At 62.5% G+C, this 12,364-nt stretch carries 13 protein-coding genes; 11 read left to right on the top strand and 2 right to left on the bottom strand.

The genetic code is table 11. The features are described 5' to 3' along the window. The first annotated feature begins 130 nt into the window (after positions 1–130). From eno to NKJ57_RS18965, 11 genes are all read left to right on the top strand, one after another. Complete coding sequence (eno, locus tag NKJ57_RS19015; protein WP_023701745.1) at positions 131–1,405, top strand: phosphopyruvate hydratase; 1,275 nt, start codon at positions 131–133, stop codon at positions 1,403–1,405. 137 nt (positions 1,406–1,542) lie between these two features. Beyond that, complete coding sequence (locus tag NKJ57_RS19010; protein WP_023688447.1) at positions 1,543–1,866, top strand: FtsB family cell division protein; 324 nt, start codon at positions 1,543–1,545, stop codon at positions 1,864–1,866. Between the two features lie 195 nt (positions 1,867–2,061). Further along, on the top strand, positions 2,062–3,108 hold the full coding sequence (gene pdhA, locus NKJ57_RS19005) for a pyruvate dehydrogenase (acetyl-transferring) E1 component subunit alpha (protein ID WP_023682559.1): 1,047 nt from the start codon (positions 2,062–2,064) through the stop codon (positions 3,106–3,108). 15 nt (positions 3,109–3,123) lie between these two features. Then, on the top strand, positions 3,124–4,545 hold the full coding sequence (locus tag NKJ57_RS19000; protein WP_352462431.1) for a pyruvate dehydrogenase complex E1 component subunit beta: 1,422 nt from the start codon (positions 3,124–3,126) through the stop codon (positions 4,543–4,545). 18 nt (positions 4,546–4,563) lie between these two features. Further along, a complete protein-coding gene (locus NKJ57_RS18995; RefSeq protein ID WP_023668916.1) occupies positions 4,564–5,985 on the top strand; it encodes a pyruvate dehydrogenase complex dihydrolipoamide acetyltransferase in 1,422 nt (473 codons plus the stop codon). A 12-nt stretch (positions 5,986–5,997) separates the two neighbouring features. Then, the gene (locus NKJ57_RS18990) at positions 5,998–6,417 is read left to right on the top strand and encodes a hypothetical protein (RefSeq protein ID WP_023748669.1); all 420 of its coding nucleotides are present in this window, start codon (positions 5,998–6,000) and stop codon (positions 6,415–6,417) included. Further along, positions 6,414–7,055, top strand: coding sequence for an SGNH/GDSL hydrolase family protein (locus tag NKJ57_RS18985; RefSeq protein WP_352511971.1), 642 nt, complete (start codon positions 6,414–6,416; stop codon positions 7,053–7,055). Before NKJ57_RS18990 ends, NKJ57_RS18985 begins: the two co-directional genes overlap by 4 nt. Before the next feature lie 21 nt (positions 7,056–7,076). After that, complete coding sequence (gene lpdA, locus NKJ57_RS18980; RefSeq protein WP_352511972.1) at positions 7,077–8,525, top strand: dihydrolipoyl dehydrogenase; 1,449 nt, start codon at positions 7,077–7,079, stop codon at positions 8,523–8,525. A gap of 102 nt (positions 8,526–8,627) precedes the next feature. After that, the gene (locus tag NKJ57_RS18975) at positions 8,628–8,885 is read left to right on the top strand and encodes a GlsB/YeaQ/YmgE family stress response membrane protein (protein ID WP_023668920.1); all 258 of its coding nucleotides are present in this window, start codon (positions 8,628–8,630) and stop codon (positions 8,883–8,885) included. 208 nt (positions 8,886–9,093) lie between these two features. Next, positions 9,094–10,059 carry a lipoyl synthase gene (lipA, locus tag NKJ57_RS18970; protein WP_023688453.1) on the top strand — a complete coding sequence of 322 codons (966 nt, stop codon included), beginning with the start codon at positions 9,094–9,096 and terminating at the stop codon, positions 10,057–10,059. Between the two features lie 11 nt (positions 10,060–10,070). Next, positions 10,071–10,532 (top strand): type II toxin-antitoxin system RatA family toxin, encoded by a 462-nt coding sequence (locus NKJ57_RS18965; RefSeq protein ID WP_023710532.1) that lies wholly within the window; start codon positions 10,071–10,073, stop codon positions 10,530–10,532. On the opposite strand, the gene NKJ57_RS18960 is transcribed toward NKJ57_RS18965, so the two are convergent. Together NKJ57_RS18960 and NKJ57_RS18955 are read right to left on the bottom strand one after the other, a co-directional pair. Continuing rightward, positions 10,508–11,017 carry a CinA family protein gene (locus NKJ57_RS18960; protein ID WP_023682551.1) on the bottom strand — a complete coding sequence of 170 codons (510 nt, stop codon included), beginning with the start codon at positions 11,015–11,017 and terminating at the stop codon, positions 10,508–10,510. The genes NKJ57_RS18965 and NKJ57_RS18960 overlap by 25 nt on opposite strands. Then, positions 11,014–12,237, bottom strand: coding sequence for a bifunctional 2-C-methyl-D-erythritol 4-phosphate cytidylyltransferase/2-C-methyl-D-erythritol 2,4-cyclodiphosphate synthase (locus NKJ57_RS18955; protein WP_023710531.1), 1,224 nt, complete (start codon positions 12,235–12,237; stop codon positions 11,014–11,016). The genes NKJ57_RS18960 and NKJ57_RS18955 overlap by 4 nt, the downstream gene beginning before the upstream one ends. Positions 12,238–12,364 lie beyond the last annotated feature (127 nt).

The following is a 12,364-nucleotide window of genomic DNA, read 5'->3' as shown; positions in this document are numbered from 1 at the left end:
CGCCCATGCCCCACGGCCTGAGCGCATGGGGCGATCGTCACCATTATTTCATGCCATTCCTGATTGCCTTTTGCGGCACTTTGGCTAAGAGGGGCGCGACGCTTTCAATCGATCAATCGGGGACATCGCAATGACCGCCATCATCGACATTGTCGGGCGTGAAATCCTGGACAGCCGTGGAAATCCGACCGTCGAGGTCGACGTCGTCCTCGAAGACGGCTCGATGGGCCGCGCCGCGGTGCCGTCGGGCGCGTCGACCGGCGCGCATGAGGCCGTCGAACTGCGCGACGGTGGCGCCCGCTATCTCGGCAAGGGCGTGCTCAAGGCGGTCGAGGCCGTCAATGGCGAGCTGTTCGAGGCGATCGGCGGCTTGGAAGCCGAAAACCAGATCCACATCGACCAGACCATGATCGAGCTCGACGGCACGCCCAACAAGAGCCGGCTCGGCGCCAACGCCATCCTCGGCGTCTCGCTGGCGGTCGCCAAGGCCGCGGCGGAAGCCGCCGGCCTGCCGCTCTACCGCTATGTCGGCGGCACCAAGGCGCATTTGCTGCCGGTGCCCATGATGAACATCATCAATGGCGGCGCGCATGCCGACAATCCGATCGATTTCCAGGAATTCATGATCCTGCCGGTCGGCGCGCCGACGCTGCGCGAAGGCGTGCGCTGGGGCTCGGAAATCTTCCACACGCTGCGCAAGAAGCTCAAGGATGCCGGCCACAACACCAATGTCGGCGACGAAGGCGGCTTCGCGCCCAATCTGAAGAGTGCGCCGGTGGCGCTCGATTTCATCATGGAATCGATCGAGAAGGCCGGCTTCAAGCCGGGCGAGGAGATCGCGCTTGGTCTCGACTGTGCGGCGACCGAATTCTTCAAGGACGGCAATTACGTCTATGAGGGCGAGAAGAGGACCCGCGATCCCAAGGCGCAGGCCAAGTACCTGGCCAAGCTTGCCGCCGACTATCCGATCATCTCGATCGAGGACGGCCTGGCCGAGGACGACTGGGAGGGCTGGAAGTACCTGACCGACCTGATCGGCAACAAGACGCAGCTGGTTGGCGACGACCTCTTCGTCACCAACACGGCGCGGCTGCGCGACGGCATCCGCATGGGTGTCGCCAATTCGATCCTGGTCAAGGTCAACCAGATCGGCTCGCTTACCGAAACGCTCGACGCTGTCGAGACCGCGCATAAGGCAGGCTACACCGCAGTCATGTCGCACCGTTCGGGCGAAACCGAGGATTCGACCATCGCCGACCTCGCCGTCGCCACCAATTGCGGGCAGATCAAGACCGGTTCGCTGTCGCGCTCGGATCGCATGGCCAAGTACAACCAGCTGATCCGCATCGAGGAAGAGCTCGGCAAGCAGGCGCGCTACGCTGGCAAGTCGGTGGTCAAAGCCTAAATTCTGCCGAACTGGCGAAAACGATGGAAGGGCGGGATTTTCCCGCCCTTTTCGTTGCGGCCGCTGGCTAATGCACCTGTCCGTAACCGTCCATTAAGCACAATCGAGCGACAAATGGCGGTCAAAGGATTGCGACCATGTGGACACGCCAGCACAAGCAGAGAAACACCGGCCGGCTGATCATCCCGTCCCTTTGCGTGGCGTTCCTGGCCTATTTCGGCTTCCATGCCTATCATGGCGAGTTCGGCATCAATTCCAAATATCAGCTCGAAGCGCAGACCATCGAATTGCAGGCCAAGTACGATGCCATCAAGGCGCGCCGGGTCGATCTGGAGCGGCGTGTCCAGCTGATGCATGAGGGTACGCTTGAAAAGGATATGCTCGACGAGCAGGCACGCCGGGCGCTCAATCTGTCCCAGCCCGATGAAATCACCATCATGCTGCCGGCCAATTCGAAATAACCAAGTTTCAGTTAATCGCTGTTATCTCTAATGATTCTGGGCGTTTAGGCGCATGCCAGCCATGCATTTTTCTGCATGGCGAAACGCGGTCTCGCATGTTAGCTTCCCTCCAATCGGTGGGGAGGAGCTGATCCTCCCCGGAGCAGACATGGTCTGCTTTAGTGTCCGCAAAGAGACGCCAACAGGGAGTGATGCATGGCCACCGCCGCCAAAAAAGCGCCTGCCAAATCCGTTAAATCGACGTCCGCCAAATCAACGGGGCTTTCCGCCCCCAAGCCGGCTGACTTCACCAAGGACGAGGAGCTTGCCGCCTACCGGCACATGCTGCTTATCCGCCGCTTCGAGGAAAAGGCCGGCCAGCTCTACGGCATGGGCTTTATCGGCGGCTTCTGCCACCTCTATATCGGCCAGGAAGCGGTCGTCACCGGCATGAAGATGTCGCTGATCAACGGCGACCAGATGATCACCGCCTATCGCGACCATGGCCACATGCTGGCGATGGAACTTTCCCCGCGCGGCGTCATGGCAGAGCTGACCGGACGCCGTGGTGGCCTGTCGAGGGGCAAGGGCGGCTCCATGCACATGTTCTCCAAGGAGAAGCATTTTTACGGCGGCCACGGCATTGTCGGCGCGCAGGTCTCGCTCGGCACCGGTCTCGCCTTCGCCAACCGCTACCGCGACAACAACAATGTGTCGCTGACTTATTTCGGCGATGGCGCTGCCAACCAGGGTCAGGTCTATGAAAGCTTCAACATGGCCTCGCTGTGGAAGCTGCCGGTGATCTACATCATCGAGAACAACCGCTACGCCATGGGCACTTCGGTGTCGCGCTCGTCGGCCGAAACCAATTTTTCGCATCGCGGCGCCTCGTTCAAGATTCCCGGCATTCAGGTCGACGGCATGGATGTGCGTGCGGTCAAATCCGCCGGCGATCAGGCGACCGAATGGTGCCGTGCCGGCAACGGTCCGATCATCCTCGAGATGCAGACCTATCGCTATCGCGGTCACTCGATGTCGGATCCCGCAAAATACCGCTCCAAGGAAGAAGTGCAAAAGATGCGCTCGGATCATGATCCGATCGAGCAGGTCAAGGCGCGGCTGACGGCCAAGAAGTGGGCGACCGAGGACGAACTCAAGAACATCGACAAGGAAGTCCGCGACATCGTCGCCGACGCCGCCGAATTTGCCCAGCACGACGCAGAGCCGGATCCGTCCGAGCTCTGGACCGACATCGTATTGTAACGGGAGGGCAAGGACATGCCGATCGAAATTCTCATGCCCGCTCTCTCGCCGACCATGGAAGAGGGCAATCTTTCCAAATGGTTGAAGAACGAGGGCGACAAGGTCGTCGCCGGCGATGTCATCGCCGAGATCGAAACCGACAAGGCGACGATGGAAGTCGAAGCCGTCGATGAAGGCACGATCGGCAAGATCGTGGTTCCCGCCGGCACCGAAGGCGTCAAGGTCAACGCGGTGATCGCCGTGTTGCTGCAGGACGGTGAAAGTGCAGGCGATGTCGAAAAGAGCGGCAAGCCTGCCTCCACCCAGGATGCCGTTTCCGCTGGCGGTCAGCGGACCGATGCAGCCGAGGAAGGTACAAAAGCGGCTCCCCAGGATGCCGGCGAGGCTCCGAAGGCAGTTCCCGCCGCTCCGGCGGCCAAACCTGCCGCCGATCCGGATATTCCCGCCGGCACCGAGATGGTCTCGACCACGGTGCGCGAAGCGCTCCGCGATGCCATGGCTGAAGAAATGCGCCGCGACGGCGATGTCTTCGTCATGGGCGAGGAGGTCGCGGAATACCAGGGCGCCTACAAGATCACGCAAGGGCTGCTGCAGGAATTCGGGCCGCGCCGCGTCGTCGACACGCCGATCACCGAGCACGGCTTTGCCGGCGTCGGCGTCGGTGCGGCGATGGCCGGCCTGAAGCCGATCGTCGAGTTCATGACCTTCAACTTCGCCATGCAGGCGATCGACCAGATCATCAACTCCGCGGCCAAGACGCTCTATATGTCGGGCGGCCAGATGGGCGCACCGATCGTGTTCCGCGGACCGAACGGTGCGGCCGCCCGCGTCGGCGCCCAGCATTCGCAGTGCTATGCCGCCTGGTACAGCCATATTCCCGGCCTGAAGGTGGTGATGCCGTACACGGCTGCCGACGCCAAGGGCCTGCTCAAGGCGGCGATCCGCGATCCGAACCCGGTCATCTTCCTTGAAAACGAAATCCTCTACGGCCAGTCCTTCGACGTGCCGAAGCTCGATGATTTCGTGCTGCCGATCGGCAAGGCGCGCATTCACAAGCAGGGCAAGGACGTCACCATCGTCTCGTTCGGCATCGGCATGACCTATGCCATCAAGGCGGAAGCCGAACTGCGCGGCATGGGCATCGATGCCGAGATCATCGATCTCCGGACCATCCGCCCGCTCGACCTCGACACCGTCATTGCCTCCGTAAAGAAGACCAACCGCCTGATCGTGGTGGAAGAAGGTTTCCCGCAAAGCTCGGTCGGCGACCACATCGCCAATCAGGTGTCGCAGCGCGCCTTCGATTTCCTCGACGCGCCGGTCATCACCATCGCCGGCAAGGACGTGCCGATGCCCTATGCGGCGAACCTCGAAAAGCTGGCCTTGCCCAATGTCGGCGAGGTCATCGAGGCGGTCAAAGCCGTCACGTATCGCTGAGCCGGTCGGGAGGACATCATGCCAATCAACATCACCATGCCGGCGCTGTCGCCCACGATGGAAGAGGGCAATCTTTCCAAGTGGCTGGTCAAGGAAGGCGACAAGGTTTCGCCGGGCGACGTGATCGCCGAGATCGAGACCGACAAGGCGACGATGGAAGTCGAGGCCGTCGATGAGGGCACGGTCGCCAAGCTGGTCGTTCCAGCCGGCACCGAAGGCGTCAAGGTCAATGCGCTGATCGCCATTCTCGCCGGCGAAGGCGAGGATGCAGGGGCGGCGGCAAAGGGTGGTGGCGATGCCGCGCCCGCGAAAGCCGATGCCAAGCAGGATAAGGCGTCAATCTCCCCACCCGTGGGGGAGATGTCGACGAAGTCGACAGAGGGGGGCGCTGCCCCGCCGACCTCTCAGTCTGTCGCGCCCCCCTCTGGCCTGCCGGCCATCTCCCCCACAAGGGGGGAGATCAGCCAATCGTCAGGCGAGCGCACCTTCGCTTCGCCGCTGGCTCGTCGCATCGCCAAGGATGCCGGAGTCGACGTGTCCGCCGTAACCGGCACCGGCCCGCATGGCCGTGTCGTCAAGGCCGATGTCGAGGCGGCGATTGCCGGCGGTGGCGCCAAGGCTGCACCGGCCGCGAAAGCCGCACCTGCCGGCGCTCCGGCACCTGCGGCTCCGGCTGCGGCACCCAAGGCGATGTCGGACGAACAGGTGCTGAAGCTGTTTGCCGAAGGGTCCTATGAGCTCGTCCCGCACGACAATATGCGCAAGACCATTGCGCGCCGCCTGGTCGAGGCCAAGACAACCATCCCGCATTTCTACCTGACGCTCGACTGCGAGCTCGATGCGCTGCTGGCGCTGCGCACACAGATCAATGCGGCTGCTCCGACGAAGAAGACCGACAAGGGCGAGGCTCCCGTCTACAAACTCTCGGTCAACGACATGGTGATCAAGGCGATGGCGATGGCGCTGATGGCGGTGCCGGATGCCAATGCATCGTGGACCGAAAGCGCCATGGTCAAGCACAAGCACGCCGATGTCGGCGTTGCCGTGTCAATCCCCGGCGGCCTGATCACGCCGATCATCCGCCACGCCGACGAAAAGACGCTGTCCACTATCTCCAACGAGATGAAGGATCTGGCGAGCCGTGCCCGCAGCCGCAAGCTGAAGCCTGAGGAATATCAAGGCGGCACGACGGCTGTCTCCAATCTCGGCATGTTCGGCATCAAGGACTTTGCCGCCGTCATCAACCCGCCGCATGCGACGATCCTGGCGGTGGGTGCGGGCGAGCAGCGGCCGGTGGTCAAGAATGGCGAGATCAAAATCGCCAATATCATGTCGGTGACGCTGTCGACCGACCACCGCGCCGTCGACGGTGCGCTCGGCGCCGAACTTCTGGTCGCCTTCAAGCGCATGATCGAAAACCCGATGGGCATGCTGGTCTAGGAAGGAAAGGCTGTGCGGAAATTCGTCACCAGCCTTTTCGCCCTGATCCTTTCCGGCCTGGCCGGCGGGCTGGTGGCGCTGTGGCTGGCAATCGCCACCAATGCGAACTCGGAATTCATCCTTGTCTTCATGGCCTCGGCGCTGGTCTCTATCGTTGCGACGGTGGCGTTTTTCATCGCGCAATTGGTGCCAAACCTACAAAGGGCGATCAATCTGACGGGGCTTGTTGGGGTTGCGTTGTTCGTGCTGGCCGGGATCGGGCTGATTGCCTGGACCTTCTCTCAGCCGCCGGGCAAGGCCCAGTGGTCGGGCGATCTCCCCGTTGTCGCCGGTCTGATTTTGCCAAGCATCGCCACGGTTATCGTGCAGTGGCTGTTCGTGGGATGGCGCGTGCGGCGCGGGCTTAAGGCGGAGGCGGGTGCGGGTGCATGAAGACGATCCTCTGCTACGGCGATTCCCTGACCTGGGGCTATGACGCGGCAAGCCTCGGGCGCCATGCGCTGGAGGACCGCTGGCCGAGCGTGCTCAAGGCGGCGCTGGGCGACGATGATATCGAAGTCATTGCCGAAGGTCTGAACGGCCGCACCACGGCTTTCGACGATCACCTGGCTGGTGCCGACCGCAATGGCGCCAAGGTGCTGCCGACGATCCTGACCAGCCATGCGCCGCTCGACCTGATCATCATCATGCTCGGCGCCAACGACATGAAGCCCTGGATCCACGGCAATCCGGTCGCGGCCAAGCAGGGCGTGCAGCGGCTGATCGACATCGTGCGCGGCCACGATTATCCGTTCGACTGGGCCGCGCCGCAAATCCTGATCGTCGCGCCACCAGCGGTCAGCCGCACGGACAATGCCGAATTCAAGGAAATGTTTGCCGGCGGCGACGAGGCCTCGAAGCGGCTGGCGCCGCAATATTGCGCGCTCGCCGACGAGGCCGGCTGCGGCTTTTTCGATGCCGGCACGGTGGCCGAGACCACACCGATCGACGGGGTCCATCTCGATGCCGAAAACACGCGCAATATAGGTGACGCATTGGCGCCATTGGTGCGTGTGATGCTGGAACTCTAGAGAAAATCAGGGAGAAACCCCGTGGCAGAATCCTACGACGTCATAATCATCGGCTCGGGCCCCGGCGGCTATGTCACGGCGGTGCGCTCCGCCCAGCTCGGCTTCAAGACTGCCATCGTCGAGCGCGAGCATCTCGGCGGCATCTGCCTCAACTGGGGCTGCATCCCGACCAAGGCGCTACTGCGCTCGGCCGAGATCATGCACTATTCCGACCATCTGAAGGACTACGGCCTGAAGCTCGAAGGCGGCAAGGTCAGCGCCGACACGGCCGCTGTCGTCGACCGCTCGCGCAAAGTGTCGTTGAGGCTCAATGGCGGCGTCGCCTTCCTGATGAAGAAGAACAAGGTCGACGTCATCTGGGGCGAGGCCAAGCTTTCAAAGCCAGGTGAAATCGTCGTCTCCAAGACGGCCAAGAAACCGATGGAGCCGCAGCCGCCGGTGCCGAAGGGCGTCAAGGGCGAGGGCACCTATACCGCCAAGCACATCATTCTCGCCACCGGCGCCCGGCCTCGCGCGCTGCCCGGCATCGAGCCGGACGGCAAGCTGATCTGGACCTATTTTGAAGCGATGGTGCCGAAGGAGATGCCGAAATCGCTGCTGGTCATGGGTTCGGGCGCCATCGGCATCGAGTTCGCCTCCTTCTATCGCACCATGGGCGCCGAGGTGACGGTGGTCGAGCTGTTGCCGGCGGTGATGCCGGTCGAGGACGCCGAGATCTCGAAATTTGCGCAAAAGCAGTTCGAGAAACAAGGCATGAAGATCATCCTTGAGGCCAAGGTGACCAAGGTCGAAAAGGGCGCCAACTCCGTCACCGCACACGTCGAGATGAAGGACGGCAAGGTCGAGAAGATCACCGCCGACCGCATGATCTCCGCCGTCGGCGTGCAGGGCAACGTCGAAAATCTCGGCCTCGAGACGCTCGGCGTGAAGACGGACCGCGGCTGCGTCGTCATTGACGGCTACGGCAAGACCAATGTGCCCGGCATCTACGCCATCGGCGATGTCGCCGGGCCGCCGATGCTCGCCCACAAGGCCGAGCATGAGGGCGTGGTCTGCATCGAGAAGATCGCCAGTTTCCCGGGCGTGCATGCGACAGACAAGCTGAAGATCCCGGGCTGCACCTATTGCAACCCCCAGGTCGCATCGGTCGGGCTCACCGAAGCCAAGGCCAAGGCCGAAGGCAAGGACATTCGTGTCGGCCGCTTCCAGTTCGGCGCCAACGGCAAGGCGATCGCGCTTGGCGAGGACCAGGGCTTCATCAAGACCATCTTCGACAAGAAGACCGGCCAGCTGCTCGGCGCGCATATGGTCGGCGCCGAGGTGACGGAGCTGATCCAGGGCTTTGTCGTGGCGATGAACCTGGAGACCACCGAGGAAGAGCTGATGCACACCATCTTCCCGCATCCGACGCTGTCGGAGATGATGAAGGAAAGCGTGCTCGATGCCTATGGCCGTGCGCTCAACGCGTGATAAATTGGTGCCGCGAGACTCAGACGCATGCGCCGGAGGAACCTTACGGCAAGACAGTTCGTTTCCGGATGCATTTTCACCTGACACTGGAGGAGTTGGCATATGGACGTGAATGGCGTGGGCTGGATTGCGGCCATCATCATCGGCGGTTTGGCCGGGTGGCTGGCCGAGATGGTCATGAAGAGCAATACCGGCGTCTTGATGAACATCATTATGGGCATTGTCGGCGCGGTGGTGCTGAACGCAATTCTCAGGGCGCTCAACATCGAACCCTTCGGTGTCGGCTGGCTCGCCTACCTGATCACCGGCTTCATCGGCGCCTGCCTGCTGATCTTTGCCGGGCGGCTCATTCGCCGATAAAACGGCTCGCCGTTTTATCTCGTTCTTCTGACGCAATTCCGGACGGAAAACCGTGTCACACTTTTCCTGGAATTGCTCTGGATCCCCGCTATGCGAAAAAGGCTGTGGCGGCATGCGCCGCCGCAGCCTTTTTCTTTGCACCGAAAAGTCCTAGATGACGCCAGAAGGGCGAATGCCGACGGGCAGACGCCAACAAGTCAGGTTTGAGATGGTCACTGTTCTCGACACGATCGCCAACGCTCCGCGCCTGCGGCACCCCGAGAAGGCACACAAGCCTGATCAGGACGTGCTGCGCAAACCCGACTGGATCCGCGTCAAGGCGCCGATGTCGAAGGGCTATGCCGAAACTCGCGAGATCGTGAAGTCGCACAAGCTGGTCACGGTGTGCGAAGAGGCCGGCTGCCCCAATATCGGCGAGTGCTGGGAAAAGAAGCACGCCACCTTCATGATCATGGGCGAGATCTGCACGCGCGCCTGCGCCTTCTGCAATGTCGCCACCGGCATTCCGACCGCGCTCGATGCCGATGAGCCGGCGCGTGTCGCGCATGCCGTCAAGCAGATGGGGCTGACCCATGTCGTCATCACCTCGGTCGACCGCGACGATCTCGCCGATGGCGGCGCGCAGCATTTCGCCGAGGTTATCCGGGCGATCCGGGCAGCGACACCTCTGACCACGATCGAAATCCTGACGCCCGATTTCCTGCGCAAGGAAGGCGCGCTGGAGATCGTCGTGGCGGCCAAGCCCGATGTCTTCAACCACAATCTCGAAACCGTGCCGTCGAACTATCTGACGGTGCGGCCGGGTGCCCGCTATTTCCACTCGATCCGGCTGTTGCAGCGGGTCAAGGAGCTCGACCCGTCGATCTTCACGAAGTCCGGCATCATGGTCGGCCTCGGCGAAGAGCGGAACGAGATCCTGCAACTGATGGATGACCTGCGCTCGGCCAATGTCGACTTCATGACCATTGGCCAGTATCTGCAGCCGTCGAAGAAACACCACCCGGTGATCCGCTTCGTCACGCCGGAGGAGTTCAACTCCTTCGCGACGATCGGCAAGACCAAGGGTTTCCTGCTTGTGGCGTCGAGCCCGCTGACGCGCTCCTCGCATCATGCCGGTGACGATTTCGCCAGGCTGCGGGCGGCGCGTGAGGCGCAGCTCAAAAAAGCCAGTTAAATCCTGCTTCAATGCCGAAATTCGAAGCCACACGCCGCGTTGCCCACACGCCGGAGCAGATGTTTGCTCTGGTCGCCGATATCGAGACCTATCCGCAATTTCTGCCGCTTTGCGAGGCGCTGACGGTGCGCTCTCGCAAGGAGCGTGATGGCCGCACCATTCTCCTCGCCGATATGAGCATCGGCTACAAGGCGATCCGCGAGACCTTTACGACGCAGGTGCTGTTGAAGCCGGACGAGAACACAATCGACGTCAAATACATCGATGGGCCGTTCAAATATCTAAGCAATATCTGGCGCTTCGAGCCGGCCGACGGCGGCGGCTGCAACGTTCGCTTCTTCATCGACTACGAGTTCAAGAGCCGTATCCTCGGCGTGTTGATGGGCACCATGTTCGATCGCGCCTTCCGCATGTTTTCCGAAGCCTTCGAAAAACGTGCGGACGTCATCTACGGAACGACGCCCATCTCATGAGTGTCGCCGAGCGCGCGCAGCCCGATCTCCAGCGCATGCTTGACCGTCTCGCGGCGGATGAAGTCGCGGCCATTGTCGGCAAACATATTGAGCTCGGCAGCCACCGGCCCACGTCTTAGGGCAACTCCGAACCAGACGAGGCCGACCGGTTTTTCCGGCGAACCGCCGCCTGGGCCGGCAATGCCGGTGACGGCAAGCGCCAGCCCGGCGCGCGAGCGCGCCAGAGCGCCCGCCGCCATCTCCAGAACCGTTTCGCGCGAGACGGCGCCATGCGCCTCGAGTGTGGCGGGCGAGACGCCGAGCATCTCCATCTTTGCTTCATCGGAATAGGTGATGAGGCCGCGATCGACGACAGCGGACGAGCCGGCAATGTCGGTCAGTGCCGAGATGATCATGCCGCCGGTGCAGCTCTCGGCCGTCGCCAGCATGATGCCGCGCTGCTGGCAGACCTGGAGCAGGGCGTTGGCAAGATCGCTGTTGTTCATGCGGGAACCTCCCCGGGGAAGACGACACTGGCTGTGGCGATGGCGGCGATGCCTTCCTCGCGGCCGACAAAGCCGAGTTTTTCGTTGGTCGTCGCCTTGATGGAGATGCGATCGCTGGAAATGCCCAGTATCGCCGACAACGCGTTGGTCATGGCCTCGCGATGCGGGCCGACGCGCGGCGCCTCGCAGATCAGCGTGATGTCGGCATTGGCGATGCGGCCGCCGCGTTCGCGCACCAACCTGGCCGCATGCTCGACGAAGATCTTCGACGCCGCGCCCCTCCATTGCGGATCGGAAGGCGGGAAATGCGTGCCGATGTCGCCGGCGCCGCAAGTGGCGAGCAGCGCATCGGTCAGCGCGTGCAGGCCGACATCGGCATCCGAATGGCCCGAAAGCTTCTTGCCGTGCGGGATGGCGACGCCGCACAAAGTGACATGGTCGCCAGCCTCGAAGGCGTGCACGTCATAGCCATTGCCGGTGCGAATGTCTGGAAAACGCTCGCCAGTAAGCCGTTGATCCGCCATCGCGATATCCCTTGCCCAGGTCAATTTGACATTGTCCGGCGATCCCTCGACGATTTTCACCGGAATATGCGCCCATTCGGCGATCGCGGCATCGTCGGTGAAATCCGCCTTGCCGAGATGATGGGCCTTTTCATGCGCGGCGAGCAACGGCCAGAACGGAAAGCCCTGCGGCGTCTGCGCGGCATGAAGGCCGGCCCTTGGCACCGTCTCCTCGATCATGCCGGTGCCCGACTCGCGCTTCAGCGTATCGGCGACGGGCAAAGCGGGCAGCGCGCCCTGGCGCTCGCCAATGGCCGCAATGGTGCGGTCGATCAGGGCCGCGTCGACAAAGGGCCGCACTGCGTCATGGACAAGGACACGGCCGGGCGTACGGTCCCTCAGCGCCAGCAGGCCGAGCCGGACCGAGGCCTGGCGCGACTCGCCACCGACCACGGCGGTAACCCGCTCGGCATATACGCCGGCTGCCTTGTCAAAAAGCGCGTGGTCATCGGCATGGATCGCGACGACGACGGGACCAATTTCGGGATGCGCCAGGAAAGTCTCCAGCGTGCGCGCGATAACGGCACGGCCGCCGATGCGCTGATATTGCTTCGGCCCGTCGGCCTGTCCGGCACGCGCGCCGCGGCCGGCTGCAACGATGACCACGCCGACCTTGTCGGTCGTCGCCTCGGCCGGTTTTTCGCTTGCGTCTGTCATGCCGAGAGGCTTAGTCGCGGCTTATGGCGAAGGCCAGCATTTTCCCAAATGCGCCGCAATGTGACGTCATTGCGCGTTGCACAATGCCTTTCTTATGGCTAGAGAATGTGCAGCAATCCGATATGCT

This window comes from Mesorhizobium sp. M0077, from assembly GCF_040322955.1.
Lineage (GTDB): Bacteria > Pseudomonadota > Alphaproteobacteria > Rhizobiales > Rhizobiaceae > Mesorhizobium.
This window is presented reverse-complemented; position numbering and strand designations above follow the sequence as displayed.